Raw genomic sequence first — 23,070 nt, forward strand, 5'->3', positions numbered from 1 at the left:
GCTCCTTGAGCGTGCGAATGGCCCGCTCGGCCACCCCGTTGCCCTCGGGCTGACGAACGAAGGACGGCGAGCTGATGATGCCGAAACACTTGATCTCGTCCTGGAAGTCGTCCGCCATGTAGTTCGAACCAGGGTCGTGCCGCAGGATCAGGCCGAGGGCCGTGTTGGGTTTGACGCCGTCGAAGTGCCGGGTGACGCCCTGACGGATCGGCTCCAGCGCCTGCCAGCGGCTTGTGCTCGATGAGGCATGGGCGCCGACGAATTCGCCCGAGCAATGATCGACCGCGATGAAGACATAGGCGCGGCCTTCCCCGGTCGTGACCGTCTGGGTCATGTCCGTACCCCAGACCTGATCGACCCTTTCGGTCACGATCTTGCCGTCATGGGGATGTGCGTCGCGCTGGACTGGCCGCTGCGGCGCCAGCAGGTTGTGTTCCTTCATGATCCGACGTGCGCGACGAGCGGCTGTGCGCACCCCTTGAGCCCGCAGCCGCGCCCAGATCTTGCGATATCCCTCGCCGGAAAAGGGCGAGGCTTCGATGATCGCGCGGATATGCTCCAGAAGCGCGCTGTCGCTGCAGGCCCCGTCCGGCCCACGACGACGTGGCGGTCGAGCGTCATTGTCGGCATTGCGACGGTCGCGATGCCGGTATGTCGTTGCCCGCGAGAAGCCACAGAGGCGACAGACAAGGGCGGTTCCATAACGGCGGCGAGTGGAGATCGAGTGCGCCTGGCTCATGCCCTCGACCTCCTCCTGGCCAAAGGGCGGCCTCCCTCCAGCTTGTCGATCTTGGCGAAGAGCACCTCGTTGGCCATCGTGGTCTCGCCCACCTTGGCCTTCAGCCGGGCGATTTCCTCGTCACGCTCATCGCGCTCGCGGTCCTTCAGTGCACCCTCGGCGCCGGCGAGCGCACGGTCGACAGCCGGTGAACCGGGACACCAAGGTCACGCGAGACCACGTCCAGGCTTTCGCCGCGGAAAAGGCGTTGAACGGCACTCAGTTTCCGCTGCGCCGAGGAGCGTCTGGCTTGGCAGGCCACGGCCCCGCCGTCACCAGCGTTGTCGGCGCGCCGACGGGGCCGTGGCCTCCGTCGCGCCAGACGTCTCGTTGTTCTTCCAGTCCATGTTCTACTCCCCTTTCCGAGAGAAATAGCGCTTCGTACTGTCTCAAGAAACCGTGCCCCAGCCCAGCTGACGGTGATGTCGGCGGACGAGGTGCTTGTTCCGGTCGCAAACATGCTGCGCGCCGAGATCGAGGGCGAGCCGGCGTCCGACTGGCAACGTGCGGCCAACATGCTGGGCATCACGCTTGGCGACGCTGCGGCTCTCGGGATTGGCGAGGTGCTGGACGAGGACGGCAATCCGGTCGAACTGGCCGACATCGTCCTCGCCCCGGACGCGGGCGAGACCTTCGCGGTGGCCGAACATGCGTGAGATCGTCGAACTGGCTGCGCGCATCGCCGAGCTGGAACGCCGTTTCGCCGGCACGATCCGGCATGGAGCGGTGGCGGAGGTAGACCCGGCAAAAGGCCGCGCGCGGCTCGATTTCGGCGAAAGCACTGCAGGCGGCCGGTTCCTGTTGCCATGGGAGCCCTATTCGCAAGTCGCGGGCGCGTTGAAAGCGCACATTCCGCCGACGGCTCAGTTGCGAAAGCCCAGGTGGTCTCCGAGAGTGGCCTCTACAAGCTGGTCATGCGCTCCGATAAGCCGAACGCCAAGCCCTTCCAGAACTGGGTGACCAAGGTCGTCCTCCCGGCCATCCGCAATTGCGCCGGAGGCGCTGGGACGGCGGGTACATCATGGGCGAGGAGAAGGTCGCGACCGGCTGCGATACACTTAAAAGGACGCGATGGCAGAGCATAGCTCATCGACCGTGCGTGCACCCGACTGGTAGGCTCTCAACAAGCAGCCCGCCAAGTGCTCGGCTTCCCCTTCATCAAGAGAAATACCCCTCTGCCTACACGTGGATTCAAGAGCCTCTCTCAGAAGCGCAAGTTCCTCAGGTGCAAAACCCCCATCACCTACCCCGAAATGCCGCATCCTATGTCCCATTCTTGACAACCGTCAAATGATAATAATGCAACTACAGGTGCGCAAGAGGGAACGGCAATCTGGGAAAAAACCTGTGAGTCCTTCTACGTATACCCCCCCAAAGCCCATTCCCCGCGGTGGGGGTGGGGCAGGGGTACCCCGTCTGTCCGTCTTCCCTCCGCACTCGACGCCTAACGGGCGACTGACTTGTTGGGTCCGTCGTGATTGACTTGACCCAGATCGCCACCGCCGCCTTCGTGGCCGCTGCCGTTTCGACGCTGGTCGGCGGTGCGCCAGGTGCGCTCGATACGCTGAACGAGCTGGCGGCTGGCCTTGGGGACGACGCCAATTTTGCCACGACCAGCACCAATGGGCTGGCCGAGAAACTCGCCAAGGCCTCGAACCTTTCCGACCGCACCGATTTGGCGGCTGCCCGGAGCAATCTCGGGCTCGCCACCATGGCTACGCAGGCCGCCAGCAATGTCGCGATCACAGGCGGCGTGATCAACGGCATCGCCTTTGACTGCGGCACGTTCTGATCACCGGCTGAGGGAGTCTTGCGTCCATGGCGGTCTCGCTCACCATCAAGCGCGGGTCGCGGTCGCAGATCGACGCCGCAGCCATGGCCAACGGTCTTGCCGCCGGTGAGCCCTATCTCATCACCGACGAGAACCGCATTGCGATCGGACTGTCGCAGTCTGCCTATGAGGTCTTCGCAAAATTCTCCGAGATCGGCGGCAGTGGCGATCTCGACTACGGGCTGGTCTCGTCCTCGCCGTCGAGCGCAGCCGACTATGGGAGCATCGCCTGATGGCCCAGCAGGTCCAGTTCCGCCGCGGCTCGACCGCCGAGCATGCAAGCTTCACCGGCGTCCCCGGCGAGATCACCGTCGACACCACGAAGAAGACTGCCGTGATCCATGACGGGACGACGGCCGGCGGCACGCCGCTTGCCCGTGAATCCCACGATCACCCCGCGACCGACACGATCGATGGCGGCACCTACTGACCGGTCGATTGACCCTTGTTGCTGATCCACGGCACTGACCGCTGTCGCTGATCGGCGCCACCGATCGAACTTTCCCCCGCCTCATCGTCGAAGGGACGGCCCATGCCGATCAAGCTGAAGCGCTCCGCGGTCGCCGGCAAGGCGCCGCTGACCACCGATCTCGAACTGGGCGAGCTTGCCGTCAACACACATGACGGCAGGCTCTACCTGAAGAAGAGCGACGGCACCGAGGCTATCGTCGAGATCACGGGTCTAGACGACGCCCGGCATGGATCCCGCGCGGGCGGTACCCTGCACGCCGCTGCCACATCGTCCGTCGCCGGCTTCCTCTCGTCGGCCGACAAGGCCAAGCTCGACGGCGTTTCCGTCAGCGCCGACGCGACCGGCGTCGCGATCCATGGCGCCGCGGCAAAGACCACGCCGGTCGATGCCGACACGCTCGGCCTGATCGACAGTGCCGCCGCGAACGTTCTGAAGAAGCTTTCCTGGGCCAACCTGAAAGCGACGCTGAAAGCGTATTTCGACACGCTCTATGTCGCGCTCTCCGGCAGCGCCCTGACCGGCGGGTTTACCGCAACCGCGGTCGACGACGGCACGAAGTCGAGCGGCAGCTACACGCCGAGCCCGGTTGGCGGCAACTTCCGGCGCGCCATCAATGGCGGCGCCCATGCCTTCACGGTACCGACCGCCTCCGGCGATTACACCATGGTCGTCCAGTACACCAACAACGCCTCGGCCGGGGCGATCACGCTGACGGGATTCACGAAGACCAGTGGCGATGCCTTCACCACGGTCAACGGCGACGATTTCCTCGTCTTCATCACCAAGGTCCACGGCTTCGTTCACGCGCAGGTGGTCAAGCTGCAATGACATTCCCAAACCCGCACATCATGCCCTTCGGGGGCGGCATCGAGTTTGTCGGCGTTTCGGCCGGATCGGCAGGCGACGGCGCACCGAACGCGGCTCCCCTCACACTCCCCGCCGGCACCCTGCCGGGGGACACGGCGGTCTTCGCGGTCCGCACCGATGACGCCTCCAACCGGCCGATCATCCCCACGGGCTGGACCGAGTACGCCAGGTCGGGCGATCACGCCTGTGGCGGCAAGGTTCTCACTGCGGGGGATATCTTCTCGCCTCCCAACCTCATGTCCGGTTCCGACGCCAACGCCTGGGTCTGCATCGTTTTCCGCGGAGTGAACAACGCAGCCGGCTTCGACGTCACGTCGCAGAACAAGACCGCCAGCGGGACACANTCACGTCGCAGAACAAGACCGCCAGCGGGACACAATATTACACCAACGAGACGATTTCGTGCGGGGCCGAGACCGTCCCGCTGGTCGCCATGGGCTTCGTCGGCGGCAAGGGCGACAGCGCGGGCACGGTTGCCGGTCTCCCGGTTCTAGACATGAACGGGCGGGAAGACGGCTCCTACGGTGTCTTCAACAGCAGTGACGACGCACGCTTCGCCGTCGTGTTCGCGATCATGAACGACAACCGGCAGAACGTGACCGTCGATGCAAACGGCTTTGGATCGCAGCGCGTCAGTTCCTGTGAACTCTATCTGAAAGCGAGCTGACCATGGGCCTGCTTGTCCTCAACCACAACGGCACTTTCGTTCGGCACGTCTCGAAGGGCAGCTGGTTCGAACTGCCGGACGGTCGCAGGGTTTCTCCCGCCTACGCAGGCTGGCAGAGCGGCGACGGCTACGCGCTGGCCCCTTATGTGGCGCCAGTCCCACCAGCACCGACCCCGGAACAGCTCCGGGCCGAGCAGATCGAGGCGGTCAAGGCCGAGGCCATGCGGCGCATCCTTGTCATCTGTCCCGAATGGAAGCAGCGCAACCTGACGGCACAAGCGGCGATCCTGGCCGAGAAGGGCCGCGCCAACTGGACGACCGACGAACTGGCGGCCTGGAATGCCGGCAAGGCGATCTGGGACCGGATCGCCGCGGTACGAATGCGCTCCGATGCCATCGAGGCGTTGGACCCGATCCCGGCTGACTTTACCGACGATCAGCATTGGGGATGATCGAGTGCCAGCGTCCCAGAATGAAGACGGTCGGTGCGAGCGCGGGGTTGCTCGCACCGACCTGACCACTGTGCACCGGGGGAAGTGCGTCGTGGCTGTCGTAATCTAGCACGACGGTGCCGAAGTCGATCCGGCCAGCAAGGCAGTAGTGGCTGGCCGAAAAAGTCCGTTCGGGGTGCCGGACTGACATCCTGACCCACCGGCGTACCAGCCGAACCATTCAATCCTGACCAACTGAACGAGGTTTCCCGTGGATAGCAATTTCCAGCGGGCGCTTTCGCGCGTCCTCAAACATGAGGGTGGCTATGTCGACCATCCCAAGGATCCCGGTGGCGCCACCAACAAGGGCGTCACACTCGCAACCTTTCGCCGCTACGTGAAGCCGACCGGCACCAAGGCAGACCTGCGCGCCATCACCGCCGAACAGGTCGCAACCGTCTACTACAAGCATTATTGGGCCGCTGTTCATGGCGCCGAGCTTCCCGCCGGCGTGGACTACGCCGTGTTCGATCTGGCGGTGAACTCCGGGCCGGCCCGGGCGGCACGGTTCCTACAGCGGGTGGTTGGAGCTGCTGAGGACGGTCGCATCGGCCCGGCTACGCTGGCGGCGGTCAGGAAGGCTGATCCGGCCGACGTGATCGCCAGACTCTGCGATGCGCGGCTTGCCTGGCTGAAGACGCTGAAGACCTGGCCGACCTTCGGCAAGGGCTGGGAGCTGCGTGTCACCGAGGTCAGGCACGACGCAATCCTCGACGCCGCCGACGAAGCCTTTGGCAAGGTCGTGGTCGAGGACGGGACCACCGTCACTACCGACAATGCACCGTCACCGACACCGCAAACGCCGAAAACTTCCCAGATCGGTGTGCTCGCCGCGGCAATCATCGGCGCCATCCTCATCGCGCTCTCCCAACTCTGGAACTGGATCACAGGAGGCTGACCATGCTGCAATCCATCCTGAAATACGTCCTTCCCCGTTCTCTAACCTGGTGGGCCGGTGCCGCATCGGTCGCAACAGGTGCCGGCCAGATCATCGCACCGGATGCCACAGCGCTCGGGCTGGTTGGAGAAATCATCTCCATGCTGAACGGCGCCGGCGCTGCGCCGACGCCCGCCACGCTGATCGTGCTCGGGCTTGGCCTGATTGGGCTGCGCAGGAAGATGGAGCAGGGTTGATGGCTGACACTGATGAAGCCCGCCTTGACCGCATCGAGACCAAGCTCGACAAGATGGCCGAGGCGCTGATCGTGCTGGTGCGCATCGAGGAGCGCACCAGCACATTGTTCAAGCGCCTGGACGCCAGCGACGCGCGTATGAACGGCATTTCCACGCGCCTCACCGATCTCGAGAAGACCAGCGACCGGCGCGGCGTGACATTTGGTCTGGTCGACCGACTGTTCTGGATCGCTGTCACTGCCGCCGTCGGCATCGGCGCCTGGTGGGTACGGGGAGGGTGATGCGCGCTGTTGACAGCGGGGCGAGGTGCTGCGGTAGACGGCGCGCTAACGGGAAACGGAGTAAACGGAGGTCAGTTACGCGACCTACGCGACCCTGTTCGGTGACTCCTCAGGGGTCCGCGACGGCGTGCCGCAAAGTCTTCGATGATCATGTTCAGCCGTCGCTCGTCCAGGTCCTTCGGATCAAAGACCTGGCCATACCACTCCACCGTCTGCGCGTATGCATCGTGCTCCGGATCTACCATGATCTCGAGGAACTCCTCAAAGCCACTGACACCGCCGACGTCTTCCGGGGGAGCTCGGCGTTCGCCTGCGACAAAGCGCGGATACTCGGCGCCGGCATCGCCGTCCCGAATGTGCTCGATCCGGATACGGTGCTGCCAGTTGTCACCGAAGTCGTAGATATAGAGGAAGTCGCGCACACCTCGTTCGATCAAGGTCCCTAGCCGGATGCTCCGCGACTGGTAGACTTTGCGCTCGTATATCACGTCATCGGGATGAGGTACCCCATAAATCCTGCCGCCGACCACGAATTCGTGGAGATGACAATCTCGCCAGCGCATGACCACCTGTATGATGTCATGCAGCGTTGCCAGTGTCGTCGATAGCGGAAGGTCCAATTCGCGCCAGACCAAGGGATCTGTTCCCTCCAGTTCAATGACAATGCGAGCAACAGGTTCGGACAAGGCGTACTCCTTGTGGCGCCACCGGCTTAGATTATGGATCGGTGACGGTCCCGACAATCGGGGGCTCAAAGGACGCTGCGAAAAATTGCTTCGTGGCGCCCGCGAACGACACCTACCTCTTCGGCGCGACGCTGCTCTACAAGATCAACGCCAGCGCCACGGCGAGGATGCGCGGGCGGCTGGTTCTGAACGGCACGACCGAAATCCGCGGCTCCCTAGGCGAAATCTCCGCCACCCACGTCTCGCTCGCCACCGCCATCTCGCTGCAGACCATGGTGCCGCTGACCGCGGGCGATACCGTCGAGCTGCAGGGGTATTTCCGGGTCGCGGACGGCTACTTCGCAGCCGACCACACCTCCTTCTGGGGCGCGAAGATCGGCTGAGCGACGGGAGGAGGATCCGGCCAGCCGCTCAATATTGATCTAGGGTCGCAATGGTCCTCTAAAGCTTCGCCACCTTCCGCCTTAAACGAGTGGCTGCCTCTTCCCGATACATCTCCTCCCCCTGACGCCGCATCTCCCGAATAACCCCATCGATTTTGATTTCAGCCGCCTTTAGCTGCGGGGGGGAAATGTGAACGTTCGCCTCATCGCCGGGAATGCCACGAAATGAGGTCTCCGACAGCATCGGAGTCCGGTGGGCGAGGCGGGCCGGCCGCATGCGGACGAGGAGCCCTTGGGGCCTGTTCGGGATCAGCTCATCCCGAAGGCGCCGGTGCAGGTCATCGGCGTCGTTTGCGCCGGTTGCGGTCTCCATATAGGCGGCGGCAATCTCGTGGGACAGAACCAGTTGCTCCGCGGACGCTCGCCTGTTCGCGGTAACGTCATCTACGCCCTTCTCGACGGCGCGAATCTCTTCCTCCAAAGCCAATGCAGACTCTGCTTCGAACCGCCTTGTATCGGCCTCTCCAACCGTCGCGTCCGGGTCGATCTCAACCCAGCGGAGGTCAGAGACCCGTGTCACGCTGACCACACCGGTCGGGGTGGTGACGCAGAAGCCGACTCGCTCGACTCTATTGTCTTGAATTGCTCCTGAAACACTGACACGCGCCATCCACGGGGCGTGAAGCTCCGGGAGCTGATCTAGTAAATGATCGAAGGCCGGGGCGCCGTAGGAGGCAAACTCCAGCGTGGTCCGGAACTCAGGCGGCGGCCTGTCAAGGAGTTCCCGTGACGCGGTTATATGAGAAACCCGTCCGTCCGTGTACCGAAGGGCGAAAACGCCCGGATGTTCTGTCACGGCGAGAAGATTCGGGGCGTAGTTCGCGAGGGAGGTCAGCGCGGCATCGATGTCTACCAATGTGACCGGGGCGGCGAAGTCACCCGACCGCTCCCAGGCACGGTAGAACTCCTGCAACTCTTTTGGCGGAATCTCGAGGGCCTCAGCGGCCGCTTTGGACCGACGGAGCCGTTCGGCCGCTTCCTCCTCGATCCGCCGTAGCTCCTCCGCCGACACCCTCGGGTTCTCGAGGGCCCGGAAATCTGCCTCAGTGACCGGCAGCAGGGCGATCTGTTGAGGGCCAACGATGAGGCCTGCCTCTGCGAGACGGGAGAGCAGGCGCCCATAGACCCGCTCCTCCGCCGATCCCGCGTAGGCGTAGTTCGCGACGAAGATCTCCTGGTACTTCTGGCCGATCCGGTCGATGCGCCCGATCCTCTGCTCCACCTTCGCCGGGTTCCAAGGAAGGTCAAAGTTGATCAGAAGGTCTGCGGTCTGGAGGTTCAGCCCCTCGGCCGCGGCGTCGGTACAGAGCAGGACGTCTATGTCCCCTCGAACGAAGCTTTGGGTTATCTCGAGGCGTGTGGTGCTGATCATCTTTGCCGCAGCGGGGTCGTAGCGGCTGCCGCCCGCCCCTGAAAATGTGCCGACCAGCGCGCTCGGCATCCGGGACCGGAGCTCGTCAATTAGATGATCGAGCGTGTCCTTGAACCGGGTGAAGACCACCGTCTGCCGGATCCGGCTCCCTTGGCGGCGCGCGTTCAGCTCGGACAGGAGCCGGTCGAGCTTTGACGGGACACCGACCAGCTCCTCGAGGCAGTCCAATAAGCCCCGGAGCGCCTCCTGCTCCCATAGGAGGTCGGACTTCGTGCGCCCGTCCAGAAGTGCCTCGACGGCGACCTCGTCCCCTTCCTCATCTCCCTCGAAGACGGCCTCCTCCAGCTCCTCGTCGGTCGGGTTGAACCCGGCGTGCTGATGTGCCCGCAGGGTGGCTGTCACCTTCTCTGTGCGCCGCTCCAGCGTCTTCCGGATCGCGTGGAGGCTGGATGCGAACCGGAGCCTCAGGAAGCTCAGATAGAAGCCGACGGAGGCAACGCGGCGCTGGTCCTCCTGGCGGGCGGAGGCGCGAACGCGGGCGTCGAGATCCCGACAGTATGCCTCAAGCGCGTCGTAGACGCGACGCTCGGTGGGGGAGAAGCTGATCGGATCGAGGGGACGTACATGCCGTTCGGCCAGGTTCGCATTCAGCTTGCCGCTGTCCCGGTAGAGGCGCAGAAGGTCCCGGGTGTGACGCAGCATGACGCGCGAGAGCGGAGCGGCAGCGCGAAGCACCCGGGCGATAAGTCGCCAGTCCCCGACTGGGAACGGGCGCGCATCCTCAACCCAACGGGCTACGGTCCGTTGATCCGCTGGCGACCGGTAGGCGCTCATGATGAACGTCCAGTACTCCGGATCGAGCAGCTTGATCTCGAGAACGGTGCGGCGCAGGAATTCCAGCGTCGCCTCGGAGATCTGGCCCCGGACCCGTACGAACTCCTGAACCGCCTCATAATACTGCCGCGAGATGTCGTCATCGAGCCCGAAGCTGCCGACCCGTCCGGTCAGCCGCATCAGGTCGAACGCCTCCTGCATCGCGAGCTGCATCGGGGTCGCGGTAGCGAGAAGAAGCGCGCGGGTTCTCGGACGGATTACCTCATCCACGAGGGCGTAAAGCTGGTTTTGCCGGTTGACCGCGCGCGCGTAATGGGCCTCGTCAACGAGGGCGATGTCCCACTTCTTCGCACCCCGGACCTCGCCGCGCCGGGTCCGGTGGGTCAAAAGGCCGGTCGAGGCGATTACCAGGTCCGGGGCAAGGAGGGACCCCTCGGAAACCTCGAACGGGGTCGAGTCCTCGTTCAGGCGCTCATGGCTCATCCGCCCCCTCGGGGCCGTCCGGGCGAAATCGAGCAGGAACTTCGACTTCATTTCGCGCTGCCACTGACGCGTCAGCGACGCCGGAGAGGCGATCAACACCCTCGAGGCGATGCCGGACAGGGTGAGGGATCGGATCGCAAGACCCGCCTCGATTGTCTTCCCGAGCCCCACCTCATCGCACATCAGAAAGCTGTGGGGCCAGGAGGTCACGAGGCGTCGGGCGACGAAAGCCTGATGCGGCCATGGGACGACAGGGGCGGTCTCAATTCCAACGAACCGCCCACCAGGCAGCCGCGGCCCGTCCTTTATGAGGCGCCACCGGAGATAATCGACCGGGGCGAGCGCGGCGAAGGGGCTTTCCGGAGCCCTGGGCGGAGGGGGCGCCTCCGTCCCGTCTATCTCCTTCGGCTCGATCACGTCCCGTCCCATCCGGACTAGGCGCGCCTGCACCGCCTCCGGCAGGGCCATCACCCGGATCCCCTCGCTCCCGTGACGCCATAGGTGTTCGAAATCCTTCAGGGCTTTCGCGGTCTGGCGGCCGCTCCGCTCATCCCACCAAGAGCAGTGGAGCAGGACGTTCTCGGCGTTGATCGACAGGGCCGTCCTTGATTCGTTCAGAGAGCCGTCGATCCGGATTACGTTCCCTTCTCCGTCCACGAACACTGCCCACTTCTCGTGAACGTACCCGTCGGCCGTCGACTCGACGGAGAGCGGATCGCCGGACCCCTTGTGAACCCGAAAGGCTACCTTCACCTCAAGGACTCCCGTGGAGACCAGATAGGCGAACAGGTCGACGCCGCGGACCGTCTCCGCGCTCCACGACCCGTCATTCTCGAGGGCGGCCGTCAGGTGCGCGACAAGCGCCTCGTCCGCCCCCCTCAGCGCCGCCTTCACGTCTTCCGCGTCCATATCGCAGCCGACGAGGAAGCGAGCCTTCGCTCCCTTCCGGGCGAAGGCGGTGAACCCTTGGGAAGCGGCCGCGAGGGACGAGGACCGGAAATACCCGGCAACCCGGTCATACCGGACTGACCGTTCCAGGGCTGGGATGTAGAATTCCTTCAAGATGTCAGTCGTGGGTTCGCCGGTCCGTATCTCGGAGGTCCGGTACTCGTCCCGCCACTCGACGTCCCGAAAGGACGCCGGCGTCCCGTTCACGCCGGCCGCTTCTGTCACCGCGCGCCCCCGAAGCTCTCGAGAGCGAAGCGCACCCAGTCAACCTCCTTCTGGAGCTTCTCATCCCCGATCTCGGCCCGGTAGACCTCAAGCAGGTCACGCAGGAGCTGCGCCTGCGGCAGACAGTGCTTCTCGAAATAGGCCCGGACCAGAACGTCCTCTCCCTGCCGATAGGCGGCTATCAGGCCGTGGAGCCGGTCCCATGCGGTCTGGGGCTTCTCCAAGCGCGCCTCGGCCCGCTCTTCCGGCGCCGTAAGGCGTATCTTTGACCCGCTCTTCACCAGAGGCGCGGCGTAGGTCGCGCCGGGCTGCTGGGTCGCAAGGCCCACCCGGCGATCAACGACGGTATAGTTCCCCGTCTTCCCCTCGATCGCGACGTTCAGGGCGTTCGCGAGGTTCCGCGCGTCGTCGAAAGCGAACTCGGCCGTTCCGAAAGCGCCGAGGATGGTGAGCGCGACGCCGGTCTCCGTGTCCAGCTCCTCGACCGTCAGGCGCCCCTCCGTGATCCGGGTAATCTGGTGGGCGGCCACGACGGCGCTGGCGGCGGTCATCGCCTGAACGGGCGAGACCACGTCGTCCCCGTCATACACCGGCCAGCGCTCGGACAGGACCTGAAGCGCCCGCCCGAAGCTGGCGATCATCTCGTCGACTGGGCTGAGGTTCAGACGGTCGAACTCGGCCAGGCCGTCTCGGACAGCCGTGCGGATCCGCGCCGCGACCCCGGTTCCGCCGATGCCCTGCCAAGCGGCAGGTTCGGTGTCCTCATCGACCCGCTTGCGGCAGGTGATGAAGATGGTCGACGCGGCGGAGGCCATGTTCATCTGGTGCGTCGAGTATCCAGACTCGGATTCCACGGGCATGCAGGCGGTAATGATCCAGCCGGACTCGATTAGCGACCGGGTCAGCGTCTCCCACGCCTCCTGTTTCTTGTGGGTGAACATCAGGGTCATGACGCCGTCATCGCTGAGAACCCGGCGGCACTCGGCGAAAATCTCGCCCATCATCCGCTCGTAGGCGGCCTTGGCGTTCGCAGCAGACCCGTCACGGGCCGGGTTGGCGACCGCCTCGTCCTTCTTGTTCACGTGGCGCCGGGAGAACAGGCCCGGGAAGACGTCGCGCAGCCCGCGCTTCTGCCAGACGTAGTAGAAGTCGGACAGCTCCCCGTACTGGACGTTGTCGTAGTAGGGAGGATCGAAGCAGACCAGGTCGACGGACCCTGTTGCGACCTCGGACATGTTCCCTGCCGGTCCGTTAATGATCCTCAGCGGCAGGTTCCTGCCTTGGGCCTGGTGAACGGAAAGAGCGAGTTCTGATATTCCTTGGTAGGCGTCTAAAACCTGAGAGAGAGCCCATCGAAGTCCGCTAGAGGGACCGGCGTAAGGCATTTCTCCATAGGTCCATTTCAATGAGTAGTCGTGCCGCCCAAATGTCCCTTTAACAACGCCACGGGTGAACTCCCAACGGGTCTGGCGGCTGTTGTAGTCGACGAACTTGTCCACCATGAACTGGAGGTAGGTGATGACAGCATTGCCGCGCACCTCACCGAGGGCCGCCCGTATCTCAGGCTGCAAGGCGCGGAGCCGCTCTACCAGCGTCAGGTGCCCTAGTAGTTGGCGAGGAGCGAACATGTCACACCACCTCGGCATGCCGTAGTTCACGGGGCGCATGTCATTTCCTTCCGGAAAAGCTTCCGTCGGGATCAGGTCGTCACGCTCCCAGCGGGCCCAGTTCTCATCGAGCCGCCGCTTCGCTTCAGCTAGGGCAGTTTCATCCTGATCGGTTGGAGCGCGGAAGAACTTCAACTTGCCAGTCTTGATCTCCCCCGCTCGCTCTCCGGTGGCGTAACGCTGTGGACGCCCGCGGGCATCCATCTTGGGCTCTAGGCGAGCGGCGTGAACCGCGTAAACGCGATCCCACCAGGTCCCATTTCGACTTTCTCCGCGTGCCTGCGCCTTGATCTCGTCCCCAGAGATCGCCTGACGACAATGCACACATTGGCCTACGCCGCGAGTCACGGTCGAGTCTTCTGGGTTTTCTCCGTTCGGACCTCTTCCACCCGAAATCTCATACACACCGAAATTGACGGTCTTGTCCTTGTTCGGAACAATCCGAACGCCCCACTGATCCCCCGGAACCTTGAGAAGCCAGAAGCTGTTCAGGAGAGGCGCATCGCCCCCGCAGGACGGACACTTGACCATCCGGCAGTAAAGGATCCCGTTCTGGTCATGTTCGGTCTGACCATAGAGGCGCATCAGTTCCGGATCACCGCGCACGACCCGTTCGAGCTTCTGACGCTCGGCCTCCGGCAACGGGGAGCGGGGGGTGACGTCGAGCATTTCCGCCTCGACCTCGGAAACGACCCGGTCGCCCCACTCCTGAATATCTTCCAGCAGTTCGGGACCAAATCGGGCCGGGAAGTCGAGGGTCGCGTGTAGAATCGTCGTTGCCACCGGGTTCAGTTCGTTGGCGATTACGTTGTGTCCAAGGCGCAGCGCCTCGAACGGGATGCTGCCTCCCCCGGCGGTCGCATCCAAAACGGTTAAACCGGTCGGCCGATACTCTGGTGAGTTCGCGTAGGCTCGACCGTACGCGTAAAGATTCTCCGGTTCCCATCGGATGGTCTCCCCTAGCGCCTGCTTCACGCGTTCGAGCTTGGCGAAGGTGACGCGGTCGTTCACATGCGCCGGGTCGGCCGCACGCTCCTCAACACGAAGACGGGTGCCTTGTGCCGGGAGCGGCAACCGAAACGCGGCGGAATCCTGTTCCCAGCGGATCACGACCGGGTCGCGGGAGAAGGACGGATCGTATGAGGTCAGGCGGTCGATGGTGTCCCGGTTCCGCTCGCGCCGTTCAACCTCCGCCTCGAGGAACTTCATCCCCTTCTCGTCGAGAAGGAACACCTCGCCGGACGCAGCCCGCCGCACATGCGCCAGCGGCTTCCCGACGAGGGTCAATTCCTGATCGCCGACGATTGCGACCTTCTTCATGATTCCGAGGTCCCGGACGAAGGCGTCCGGATCGGCATCTGACCCGAGGAGGGACGCCTGGATGGCGGCCCTCGACGGGATCAGGGGGCGGCGTGCCCACCAGACGTGGAGGAAGTAGAGGGGCGGAAGGGCCGAGCTGGACCCGCGCTCCCGTTGCGTTTCCGCGCCCACCTGGTGGCACGGGAATCCGCTCTCCATGAGCCGCAGATCGTTCGACACATCCTTCATACCATTCCCTCTTTTCCCGTTATTGGCGCGCGCGCAGCTTGGTGAGCATGGAGTCGACTTCAGCGTCCGGTCCCTTGCCCTGCCCACACAGCATCACCCGCAGTCCGGACACGGCCCACCGGTTGGCGACCGGCCCATAATGTGTGATGCGGGAGAACCAGTAGACGGCCTCCTCCCGCGAAAAGGTCGCGACTCGCCGTGACAGGAGCTCCCCCCGGTCAAGGTCCATCAGCCGCTCCTGAAGCTTGAAAATGATCCCGAGCTTCGCCCCGGCCTCTTCGTCGAGAACGAGGGTCCGCTGCGTGCGCATCCCCTCCTCGGACAGGAAGGCGTCGACCTCCAGAGGGACGTCCTGTTCGTTCCGGGCACGGGACGCGATTCCCCGCACGATCGGCAGGAGGCGGCGGAGGCTGTCCCCATGGAGGCGCCCCCGATCCTGGAGATGTCCCGTCCGCGCATCCCCCTCGTCCCCATCACGAGCCCGCCGCTCCTTGATCAAAAGGACGGGGGGCGGCACGTCGTTGTGCCGAGTGATCCGTAACGCGAAGGGCGCCGCGGAGAGAGCTCCTTCGTGGAGCGTCTTGTAGAGTTCCGCATGCCGGTGCGGACGCCCCTTCTTGGCTGTCATTCAGCGCCTTTCTTGAGCTCCGCCACCAAGGCGCACTCCTCATCCGGATGTTCGATCTCAATCGACGCAAATGTGTCGGCATCGACCCGACCGACCGTCATAAGGGTTTCGAACAACTCATCCAGTGCTTTCAGGCTTTCTGGTGTTGCACCTGAAATCTTGAGGTCGATCGATGCTCCTCCAGGAACTTTGAGTGCCTGTATCCTGAGGTCATCCACAGTCGATTTGGTCCCATTAGCACCAATACGCCCCAGACGCTTGACCAAAGGCAGAAGAACCTTCGGACCGTCCCCTTCTTCTTCGATCAGAAGGGTCTTCGGCGCGCTCGCGAGCCAGCCGCGCTTTGCAGCTTCGGCCCGGACAATCAGGAAATCATCGGGACGCGGGGGACGAATAGTCGCCTCGACACCTTCGCGAAAGCCATTTGGCTTCTCTTGCTGCTCCGGTTCGCCGTCATGAACGAGGTATCGGTCCTGCGCGATCACCTTGGGGATAACGTTCAGGACGTCCGCGTCGGTCACGGCCTCAGATTTCTCTTTAACCTTCTCGATGATGTCCGAGACGCGGGTTTCAGCGGATTGCCGCGCCACCTCTGCGGCCCATTCCCTGATCTTGTCCTCGGACGGCTTTTCCCCCTTGATCCAGCCGCGGGCCCGCGCCTTCGGCACCTGAATGATGGACCACCCGTCGGCAGAGAGATCTGCGTTCAGCGGGACCTGGTTCTGCGCGTCATAAATCTCGTCAGGCCGATCGCTTTTGGTGTCGGTAAAGCGGAACAAGCACCAGACCCCTCGCTCCACACCTGCGGAGATGACCCGGTTCAATACGCTCGGGTTCTCTAGGATCGGCCAGCGCCGCTGCTGAGCGAACGCGTCCCGGATCCCATTCACGGTCGGCGTGTCCCCGCCCAAGCTGAAGAAAAGCTGGGAGAGGCCCCTAACAATCTCCATGGTCGCGGCCCGATCAGTCTCGATCACCTCCCCATCCTTGCGCAAGATCTCCTTGACCTGCTCGGCAACCGGGGCGCCCCCCTCACCGCCCGCAACCCGGATCTCCCGGATCGCGATCCCGTCGGACCCCGGATAGACGAGCCGGGTGTAGCTCTTACTGACCGCGACGTTCAGGTCGTTCCGGGCCCGCGCTCGGCGGCCCTGGAAATCGTCATCAAGCTGCCGGAGCGTGAGCCCATAGGCGCCGGGGTCCGCCGCGAGCTTCTCCATCGCCCGGACGTCGCGCGCCAACTCGAGGAGCCGGTCCAGGCTCTGTTGCGCCCGCTGATCACCGAACATTCCGTCACTGTCCCGGTCCGTCGCAACCGTGTTCGGGATCAGGAGCGCCACGTGGTTCTGAGATATACGGGGCTGCCCGTTACCAACCGTCTGGATGAATTCGTCGACCATGATACGCGGGGCGTCGACCCGGACGATCCCGATCGAGGGTCGACGGGGGGACTCCGCCATGTCCTGAGGGGCGGTCACGTCTTCCCGGACCTCAAAGATCCCGTTCTGGTTCGTGATTACCTTCCGGGACGCCTCTAGGATGAGCCGCAGTGCGTCATCGCGCTTCACCCCCTCCCGGATGTCGCTGAGGGCTCGGTTGATGGTGGGGTCCGTGTTCGCGAAGAACTTCCCTCCATCCTCGCGCAGGTAATAGGCGTGCTTCTGGACTGCTTCGAGGGCAGTCTTAACGGCGGTCGCCGGGAGGCCCGGCATCAGTACCGACAGGAGGGCGTCCGCTTCGTTGATGCCGAACAGGTTGCTTGACATCCCGCCGGCTCGGCCGACCAAGCTGTTCACCAGCACGACGCGCCAAGTCATCTCGTGGTACGGGACCCCAGACGGAAGCGGGTTCGCGGCGTCTCGCATCTGTGCGCGACTCAGATTTGACGCTAAAGCGTCGGACTGCGGCCCACCAACGTCCGTGTTCAGGACGATCTGCATTTCCCCTGCCTTCAGTCGGCTTCCTACGATCTCGTCCGCCATCAGCCGGTCCGAGAAGTCCAAATGCCCGACATGGATCATTGGCGCATAGGGGCGCTTCTCCCAGATGAGACGGATCGCGAGGGTCATCACGCGTAGAACACCGCGGGTCCCTTGGAACGTCTCGATTGACGCGAGCTTCTCGTTCAGGAACCGCAGGAAGGTCGGATGGAACGGATACGTCGCTTGGATTCGTGCTGCGTAGTCGGTCTGTTTTGCCTCCGATGGGAGATCGGCGGGGGAGCTGCCATAAAGCGCCGTATAGGCTTCGGCCGCCCGCTTCGCGGCCTCCGGATCAATTCGGGAGAAGAGGCGACGGGCGAGGACTCGGGCAAGTTCGCTCTGCGGCACCGGCTTGATCGGGAGTGCATCGCGGGCGACGACGCTCTCCGTCTCACCGATAGCGCGCGCGGCCCGTTGCGCAGCTTCCTCCGGGGCGACCTCTGATCCGGTGATCCGGGTGAGTTCGGAGCCCAGGCTCTCGCTCTGGCGAGCGAAAGCATCCGATGAGCTCGCCAAGGAGATCACCACCGCAATCCCGGATGCAGACCGGGCAAAAGTCGACAGAGACATCAGGAAGGCTGCGACCTGCGTCGCCCCCTTCCCGGGGTGCGCCGCCTCGAACCGAGCGACATATTGCGCCAGCTCGTCAATCAGTATGACCACCTTTCGCCCGTCGAGAACCCGCTTGAAGAAGTTCTTCCCCGGCGCAGCCACCGATGTGACATCTCCCTCCAGGTCTCGGTAGAGCGTCTCCCCGCCGACCTGCATAGCCAGCTCCCCCCAGAGCGTGTGGGGGATCAGCGCGGCTCCAGACGGCTTGTTCACGGATAAGACGTCGCCCGCGATCGCTACGACATCGACCGCGCCCGGCGCGGGGAGCGGAAGGCTTGGGAACAGGGGATCGACCAGGTCCCGGATCTCCGTCCCACGCTTGGCGCAGTGGACGAGCCCTATCAGGGAGTGGGTTTTCCCGCCCCCGAAACCGGTCTCGAGGCGAGTAATTGCGCTCGCGGTCGTGTCTCCCGAAACCCGAAGGAGCACGGTCGAAAGGAGGTCGCGCATCCCGCTCGTTGGATAGGTCGCCTCTCCGAAGAAAACGCTGGCGTCAGTATAGGGTGTCTCGGCGACCTTCTGACCAGCGTAGCTGTCCATGACTTGGTTCAGGCTCGCGGTGAAAAGTTCCGGATTGAAAGTCCCCTTGATAATATCCGCACGGGGCGTGCAGCTCTCATAGAGGGACGACAGTCCGTTGATTTTGTTTTCCGAATTCATCATCTGCCGAAGCCCCTATCCTCACAGGTCATATTTGGTAGCAGCAAGCCATCATTCTGTTGTTCGCTGCCTGCTGTTTTACGGATCTATCGAAATCGCTGCCATTACATTGCCACCATCTATCAGAATGATTTGTTGGTCTTGAGGCCTGCGCGCGGCCGAGTCGGTATCCAGCCCCAGCCGTCTCAGCGCGTGGTAGAGGAGCGCCCGTCGAACCTTGATCTCTGCCTTGCCGCCCCGCATGCCGTAGTCGAGCGCCATCACCTTCGCCTGCGTTACGGACAGTGCAGGGTGCGGCCCGATTTCCAGCGTGACCCAAGTGTGCCAATCGTGATCGCTCTCGGCGGGAACGCCCCTCTCGCGCGAGCCGAGGATTTCGAGGATCCGGGACTCCAGCGCGATGTAGCATTTAAGGCCCGGGGATGCCTGGTTCACCGATGTGTCGGACTGTTGCATCACGTCGATATGGATAGGACTGCATTGTTCGGTCTCGTCCTTTTCCACCATGCGCTCCCGCCCAGCCCTGCGCGCACGCCAAACGTGCGCGCTTACATTTCTGCGCTCTCGTGGACCGTAGTCGCGAGGGACTTCGTGATCAATCAAATTGGGGGGGCGTAGGCGCGCGATTATCCCAAGGATTGCCGCAGGTTTTCCGCGACGGCATACGCTGCCATCCGCACCGGCTCGGCGGCGAGGTGGGCGTAGCGCGCCGTTGTCTGGACCTGCGTATGGCCGAGCAGCTTGCCGATCATCGGCAGGCCCTGACCCGACGCGACGGCGGTCGACGCGAAGGTGTGGCGCAGGTCGTGGATGCGGACGTCCTTGACGCCGGCGCGGGCACGGACGCGCTGCCAGAAGGGTTGCAGATCGCTCAGGGGCTTGCCGGGCAGGGTGCCGGTGATCACCCACGGGTTGCCGTCGATGCGCTGGGCGTCCCGCAGTAGGTCCGCCACCGGCTGGCCGACGTGGACGACCTTCGCCCCCGTCTTGGAATCCGGCAGGCGCAGGGCAGGGACGTCGAGATCGACATACGCCCACTTCAAGGACATGATCTCGTTTAATCGGCAACCGGTCAGGATAAGTAGTCGCGCGGCGAGGATAGCCGAGGGCAATTCGATCCCCTCCGCCTCCATCTCCCGCAGCACCTCGCCGATCCGGCGCAGTTCGGCCGCGCTGAGGAAGCGCTCGCGCTTCTCCTCGGGGTACTTCCGGATGTGCTTTCGCGGGTTGCTGCCGTCCGGACGCAGCCCCCACATCTCGGCGAGGCTGAACATTTTCGAGACGACCTCAAGGCAGCGGTTCGCCTGATAGGGGACGTGGCGGAGATCGTGGTGGAACTTCGCGACATCGGCTCGGGTCATGCCCGTGACCGTGAGCTGGCCGAGCGCGGGCAGGATGAAACGCCTGAGATTGCGGCGATACTCCTTCGCCGTGCTGGCCTTCACGCGGATGGCGATGTGCTCCTTGTCGAACCGCTCCGCCAACTCCCTGACGGTGATTGCCTTGCGCCCTGCGTCCCGTTCGGCGGCGGGATCCTCACCGTTGCGCGCGGCAGCGACGATGGAGATGGCCCGTTTGCGCGCCTGCTCGCAGGTCAGCACCGTACTGGGTCCAAGACTGATCCGGCGCGAGCGACGGCCCGCGCGGTATTGAACCACGTAGCCTCTGCGCCCGCTCGGCAGCACCCGCAGTCCGAAGCCGGGGATCTCGCTGTCCCAAACGAAGTATTCGGCTGCCTGGGCTTCTGTCGCATCAACGAGGCGTTTGGTGATCCTGGGCATGATGGGGCGGCCTTCCGGTTCTCTTCGCTCTACAGTGCGGAAGGTGTCGTGATAGTCAACGAACACATTGATATTGCGTGGAAAAAGGATGTTGCGCGCGTTTCTGCGTGGGCCTTTCTGCGCGTCTGTGCGGGGTGAAGTATAATCATCCGGTGTGACCGGTGTGAGCCGCGGCCAGGTGGCCTTGACGCTGGCCTCGAGGTCCGTGACCAAGGTCGCCGAAAGCCGACAGCAAACCGCCATCTCCGTCTCCGGGGGCTGTCCGTGGATGCCGCGCTCGATGCCGGTCCGGGCCGGACCTACGGCCTTGCCACCAACGGCTGGACCGCGATGAACCATCAAAGCCGTCTCGGCACCGATGTCCTGGGGTTTAGCGACGTGCCTGACCTGGGCCTCAAGCAGGCGGTGCGGCCGGCGCTGGCGGACGGCTGAGCGCCTCGGCCAGCATGTCGAACACCACCCGCACGCGGCGGGAGGTGCGCACCTCGCGATGGGCGAGCAGCCACATCGGCACCGGCACGCTGAAGCCCGGCACCGCGCGCGCGATGTCCGGATCGGCCAGCGCGATCTCGTCCATCATCAGCCCCACGCCCATGCCGCGCCGGACATAGGCCCATTGCACCAGATGCGCCTCGCAAAGGATGCGAAACTGGCGTGCCTCGACCGGGTAGCCGCGCTCGGTAAGGGCGCGGGCCATGTTGGCGCTTCCCTCGAAGCCGATGAAATCGGCGCGCGAGAGGTCACCGCCGAGCCGCTTGAGATAGTCGCGCCGCGCGAACAGGCCCGCCGGGCGGTCGGGCGTGCGGCGCGCGATCAGGTCATCTTGGGTGGGCTGGGCGTTGCGGATGGCGATATCGGCCTCGCGCAGCTGCAGATCGCTCTGCTGGCCGGTGGCGACGATGGTGATCTCGATCTCGGGATGGGCGGCGCGCAGGGTCTCCAGCACAGTGGGCAGGATATGCGCGCTAACCGCCTCGCCCGCGGTGATGCGGATCGGGCCATCGAGGCTCTGGCTCTGCCCAGAGGCGGTCAGCGCCACCCGCTGCGCCGCCTCGCCCATGGCGCGCGCATGCTCCAGCAGGTCCAGCCCGGCGGGGGTCACGACGAGGCGCTTGCCGATCCGCTCGAAAAGCGTCACGTCCAGCTCGCGCTCCAGCGCCTCGACCTGCCGGCCCACCGTAGGCTGCGCCAGCTTCAGCACCCGCGCCGCAGCCGAGAGGCTGCCGGTCTCGGCCGTGGCGAGAAAGGCCCGCGCGCGGACCCAATCGAAGCGCAGCATGTCCCAGTTCATGCATATATGCTTAAACGTAATGCCGATTCGGTCAATTCGTCATGCGCATGTGAAGGTGTATGCCGAGGTCACTCGCAAAACCATCCCCACGGAGTTCCCCATGCACGTCGAGTCCCAAATCCCGGCCGAGTCCCTTCCCGCTACCATGACCGCCGCCGCCACCCGCCGCTATGGCGGGCCGGAGGTGATCGCGCTTGAAACCATGCCGGTTCCGCGCCCCGCCCCGGGCGAGGTGCTGGTGCGCATCCATGCCTCCGCCGTCACCACGGGCGACTGGCGCCTGCGCGGCGCGGCCTATCCCAAGGGCCTGCGTCTCGTGGGGCGGCTGGCGACGGGCCTCTTCCGCCCCCGCCATGTCGTGCCTGGCGTGACCTTCTCGGGCACGGTGGTCGCCACCGGCGATGGCGCGGTGCAGTTCGCGATTGGCGAGCCGGTCTTCGGCGCGCTGAACCGAGGCGGGCACGCGGAGTACATCGCCGTGCCCGAGACCGCCGCCATGGCCGCCAAACCACTGAGCCTGACCCATGCTCAGGCCGCCGCGCTGCCATTTGGCGCCGCGACCGCCGATCACTTCCTGCGCCATCTGGGCCAGGTCCAGCCTGGCGAGCGGGTGCTGATCACCGGCGCCTCGGGCGCGGTCGGCCATGCCGGCATTCAGATCGCGAGGGCGCTGGGCGCGCATGTGACCGCGCTGACCTCGCCGGGGAACGCCGATTTCGTGCGCGGCCTCGGCGCGGACGAGGTGATCGACTACACCCGCCAGGACGTCACTGAAGAAGGCGCGCGCTTCGACGCGGTGTTCGACACGATCGGGCATCTCGATTTCGGCCGGGCGCGCGGGCTCCTGCGGCGTGGCGGGCGCTATCTGACGATCGAGGGCGCTTGGCGCGAGGTGCGGCAGATGCTGGTCCCGTGGCGGCGCCACGGGCACGAGGTGCGCTTCGGTGTCTCCGAGCCGGATGCCGCGCAGCTGTCGCGCCTCGCGGAGTTGGCGGAGACGGGCAAGCTGTCCCCGGTGATCGAGCGGAGCTTTCCGCTGGCACAGATCGCGCGTGCCCATGAAGCAGTCGAGACCCGCCGCCGCCGGGGCGTGATCGCGCTGGACATGCGCCCGTCCGAGGAGCCGCCGACACCTGCGGCTGCTGGATACTCAGACCATGGAACGGCCGGGCACGCTGCACTGATGCAGGGTGCTACCGCGACCATCACCCGACGCCCACGCGGAAGCATTGTGGAAGCAAGAGGGGACAAAGTGCTGCCAGTATCTGCGCAATTGCGCGAATGGCGCGCGCGGGGCAAGCGCCACCAAGTGACGGAAATGTCGAACGAAAACGCAGTCCAGCGCAATTGTGCATGATCTGTTCGACATGGCTCATAACCTGAAGGTCG

General features: G+C 64.5%; 22 protein-coding genes and 2 pseudogenes. 14 read left to right on the plus strand and 10 right to left on the minus strand.

Annotated features, from left to right (window positions below; translation table 11 throughout):
• On the minus strand, window positions 1-739 hold a 739-nt coding region (locus N1F91_RS29225; protein ID WP_289997339.1), incomplete at its 3' end, for an IS3 family transposase.
• A 461-nt stretch (window positions 740-1,200) separates the two neighbouring features.
• Between N1F91_RS29225 and N1F91_RS29230 the strand changes: the two genes are divergently transcribed.
• The 11 genes and pseudogenes from N1F91_RS29230 (at window position 1,201) to N1F91_RS29280 (ending at window position 6,521) form a co-directional block, all read left to right on the plus strand.
• A complete protein-coding gene (locus tag N1F91_RS29230) occupies window positions 1,201-1,434 on the plus strand; it encodes a hypothetical protein (protein WP_289997340.1) in 234 nt (77 codons plus the stop codon).
• A gap of 228 nt (window positions 1,435-1,662) precedes the next feature.
• A pseudogene (locus N1F91_RS29235) lies at window positions 1,663-1,826 on the plus strand (BRO family protein); the annotation flags it as partial.
• A gap of 435 nt (window positions 1,827-2,261) precedes the next feature.
• On the plus strand, window positions 2,262-2,570 hold the full coding sequence (locus N1F91_RS29240) for a hypothetical protein (protein WP_289997341.1): 309 nt from the start codon (window positions 2,262-2,264) through the stop codon (window positions 2,568-2,570).
• A 26-nt stretch (window positions 2,571-2,596) separates the two neighbouring features.
• Window positions 2,597-2,842, plus strand: a complete 246-nt coding sequence (locus tag N1F91_RS29245) for a hypothetical protein (RefSeq protein WP_289997344.1) — start codon at window positions 2,597-2,599, stop codon at window positions 2,840-2,842.
• Window positions 2,842-3,039 (plus strand): hypothetical protein, encoded by a 198-nt coding sequence (locus N1F91_RS29250; protein WP_289997345.1) that lies wholly within the window; start codon window positions 2,842-2,844, stop codon window positions 3,037-3,039. The genes N1F91_RS29245 and N1F91_RS29250 overlap by 1 nt, the downstream gene beginning before the upstream one ends.
• Window positions 3,040-3,141: 102 nt before the next feature.
• Window positions 3,142-3,909 (plus strand): hypothetical protein, encoded by a 768-nt coding sequence (locus N1F91_RS29255; protein WP_289997346.1) that lies wholly within the window; start codon window positions 3,142-3,144, stop codon window positions 3,907-3,909.
• 472 nt (window positions 3,910-4,381) lie between these two features.
• Window positions 4,382-4,615, plus strand: a complete 234-nt coding sequence (locus N1F91_RS29260; RefSeq protein ID WP_289997347.1) for a hypothetical protein — start codon at window positions 4,382-4,384, stop codon at window positions 4,613-4,615.
• Between the two features lie 2 nt (window positions 4,616-4,617).
• Window positions 4,618-5,067, plus strand: a complete 450-nt coding sequence (locus tag N1F91_RS29265; RefSeq protein ID WP_289997348.1) for a hypothetical protein — start codon at window positions 4,618-4,620, stop codon at window positions 5,065-5,067.
• Between the two features lie 250 nt (window positions 5,068-5,317).
• Entirely contained in the window at window positions 5,318-6,004 is a 687-nt protein-coding gene (locus N1F91_RS29270) for a glycoside hydrolase family 108 protein (protein WP_289997349.1), read from the plus strand.
• A 2-nt stretch (window positions 6,005-6,006) separates the two neighbouring features.
• Window positions 6,007-6,240 (plus strand): hypothetical protein, encoded by a 234-nt coding sequence (locus tag N1F91_RS29275; protein WP_289997350.1) that lies wholly within the window; start codon window positions 6,007-6,009, stop codon window positions 6,238-6,240.
• The gene (locus N1F91_RS29280) at window positions 6,240-6,521 is read left to right on the plus strand and encodes a hypothetical protein (protein ID WP_289997352.1); all 282 of its coding nucleotides are present in this window, start codon (window positions 6,240-6,242) and stop codon (window positions 6,519-6,521) included. Before N1F91_RS29275 ends, N1F91_RS29280 begins: the two co-directional genes overlap by 1 nt.
• Window positions 6,522-6,592: 71 nt before the next feature.
• Here N1F91_RS29280 and N1F91_RS29285 read toward each other — a convergent pair whose 3' ends face one another.
• Window positions 6,593-7,207, minus strand: coding sequence for a plasmid pRiA4b ORF-3 family protein (locus tag N1F91_RS29285; protein ID WP_289997353.1), 615 nt, complete (start codon window positions 7,205-7,207; stop codon window positions 6,593-6,595).
• 92 nt (window positions 7,208-7,299) lie between these two features.
• Between N1F91_RS29285 and N1F91_RS29290 the strand changes: the two genes are divergently transcribed.
• Window positions 7,300-7,590 (plus strand): hypothetical protein, encoded by a 291-nt coding sequence (locus N1F91_RS29290; RefSeq protein ID WP_289997355.1) that lies wholly within the window; start codon window positions 7,300-7,302, stop codon window positions 7,588-7,590.
• A gap of 58 nt (window positions 7,591-7,648) precedes the next feature.
• Here the strand turns inward: N1F91_RS29290 and N1F91_RS29295 are convergent, their stop codons facing one another.
• The 7 genes and pseudogenes from N1F91_RS29295 to N1F91_RS29320 all read right to left on the minus strand — a co-directional run bounded on the left by N1F91_RS29295 (window position 7,649) and on the right by N1F91_RS29320 (window position 20,390).
• Window positions 7,649-11,512 carry a helicase-related protein gene (locus N1F91_RS29295; RefSeq protein WP_289997357.1) on the minus strand — a complete coding sequence of 1,288 codons (3,864 nt, stop codon included), beginning with the start codon at window positions 11,510-11,512 and terminating at the stop codon, window positions 7,649-7,651.
• The gene (locus N1F91_RS29300; protein WP_289997358.1) at window positions 11,509-14,499 is read right to left on the minus strand and encodes a hypothetical protein; all 2,991 of its coding nucleotides are present in this window, start codon (window positions 14,497-14,499) and stop codon (window positions 11,509-11,511) included. Before N1F91_RS29300 ends, N1F91_RS29295 begins: the two co-directional genes overlap by 4 nt.
• 51 nt (window positions 14,500-14,550) lie before the next feature.
• Window positions 14,551-14,727: pseudogene (locus N1F91_RS31220) on the minus strand (DUF1156 domain-containing protein); the annotation flags it as partial.
• 19 nt (window positions 14,728-14,746) lie between these two features.
• Complete coding sequence (locus tag N1F91_RS29305; protein ID WP_289997359.1) at window positions 14,747-15,355, minus strand: hypothetical protein; 609 nt, start codon at window positions 15,353-15,355, stop codon at window positions 14,747-14,749.
• Complete coding sequence (locus N1F91_RS29310; protein WP_289997360.1) at window positions 15,352-18,612, minus strand: DUF499 domain-containing protein; 3,261 nt, start codon at window positions 18,610-18,612, stop codon at window positions 15,352-15,354. Before N1F91_RS29310 ends, N1F91_RS29305 begins: the two co-directional genes overlap by 4 nt.
• Window positions 18,613-18,687: 75 nt before the next feature.
• Entirely contained in the window at window positions 18,688-19,116 is a 429-nt protein-coding gene (locus N1F91_RS29315; protein WP_289997361.1) for a hypothetical protein, read from the minus strand.
• Between the two features lie 119 nt (window positions 19,117-19,235).
• On the minus strand, window positions 19,236-20,390 hold the full coding sequence (locus tag N1F91_RS29320; RefSeq protein ID WP_289997362.1) for a site-specific integrase: 1,155 nt from the start codon (window positions 20,388-20,390) through the stop codon (window positions 19,236-19,238).
• A gap of 264 nt (window positions 20,391-20,654) precedes the next feature.
• On the opposite strand from N1F91_RS29320, the gene N1F91_RS29325 reads away from it, so the two are divergent.
• A complete protein-coding gene (locus N1F91_RS29325) occupies window positions 20,655-20,822 on the plus strand; it encodes a hypothetical protein (RefSeq protein ID WP_289997363.1) in 168 nt (55 codons plus the stop codon).
• Here the strand turns inward: N1F91_RS29325 and N1F91_RS29330 are convergent.
• Window positions 20,785-21,681, minus strand: a complete 897-nt coding sequence (locus N1F91_RS29330) for a LysR family transcriptional regulator (RefSeq protein WP_289997364.1) — start codon at window positions 21,679-21,681, stop codon at window positions 20,785-20,787. The two genes, N1F91_RS29325 and N1F91_RS29330, sit on opposite strands and share 38 nt — an antisense overlap.
• Here N1F91_RS29330 and N1F91_RS29335 point away from each other — a divergent pair.
• Window positions 21,668-23,038, plus strand: coding sequence for an NAD(P)-dependent alcohol dehydrogenase (locus N1F91_RS29335; protein ID WP_289997365.1), 1,371 nt, complete (start codon window positions 21,668-21,670; stop codon window positions 23,036-23,038). The genes N1F91_RS29330 and N1F91_RS29335 overlap by 14 nt on opposite strands.
• Window positions 23,039-23,070: the final 32 nt, after the last annotated feature.

This window comes from Aquibium sp. ELW1220 (assembly GCF_030398385.1).
In the GTDB taxonomy this organism is placed as follows: Bacteria; Pseudomonadota; Alphaproteobacteria; order Rhizobiales; family Rhizobiaceae; genus Aquibium.

Coding starts and splice junctions, on each gene's coding strand:
- N1F91_RS29230 (WP_289997340.1), top strand. CDS start 1,201: ATGTCGGCGGACGAGGTGCTTGTTCCGGTCGCAAACATGCTGCGCGCC.
- N1F91_RS29245 (WP_289997344.1), top strand. CDS start 2,597: ATGGCGGTCTCGCTCACCATCAAGCGCGGGTCGCGGTCGCAGATCGAC.
- N1F91_RS29250 (WP_289997345.1), top strand. CDS start 2,842: ATGGCCCAGCAGGTCCAGTTCCGCCGCGGCTCGACCGCCGAGCATGCA.
- N1F91_RS29255 (WP_289997346.1), top strand. CDS start 3,142: ATGCCGATCAAGCTGAAGCGCTCCGCGGTCGCCGGCAAGGCGCCGCTG.
- N1F91_RS29260 (WP_289997347.1), top strand. CDS start 4,382: ATGGGCTTCGTCGGCGGCAAGGGCGACAGCGCGGGCACGGTTGCCGGT.
- N1F91_RS29265 (WP_289997348.1), top strand. CDS start 4,618: ATGGGCCTGCTTGTCCTCAACCACAACGGCACTTTCGTTCGGCACGTC.
- N1F91_RS29275 (WP_289997350.1), top strand. CDS start 6,007: ATGCTGCAATCCATCCTGAAATACGTCCTTCCCCGTTCTCTAACCTGG.
- N1F91_RS29280 (WP_289997352.1), top strand. CDS start 6,240: ATGGCTGACACTGATGAAGCCCGCCTTGACCGCATCGAGACCAAGCTC.
- N1F91_RS29300 (WP_289997358.1), bottom strand. CDS start 14,499: ATGAAGAAGGTCGCAATCGTCGGCGATCAGGAATTGACCCTCGTCGGG.
- N1F91_RS29305 (WP_289997359.1), bottom strand. CDS start 15,355: ATGACAGCCAAGAAGGGGCGTCCGCACCGGCATGCGGAACTCTACAAG.
- N1F91_RS29310 (WP_289997360.1), bottom strand. CDS start 18,612: ATGATGAATTCGGAAAACAAAATCAACGGACTGTCGTCCCTCTATGAG.
- N1F91_RS29315 (WP_289997361.1), bottom strand. CDS start 19,116: ATGGTGGAAAAGGACGAGACCGAACAATGCAGTCCTATCCATATCGAC.
- N1F91_RS29320 (WP_289997362.1), bottom strand. CDS start 20,390: ATGCCCAGGATCACCAAACGCCTCGTTGATGCGACAGAAGCCCAGGCA.
- N1F91_RS29335 (WP_289997365.1), top strand. CDS start 21,668: ATGTCCCAGTTCATGCATATATGCTTAAACGTAATGCCGATTCGGTCA.
- N1F91_RS29330 (WP_289997364.1), bottom strand. CDS start 21,681: ATGAACTGGGACATGCTGCGCTTCGATTGGGTCCGCGCGCGGGCCTTT.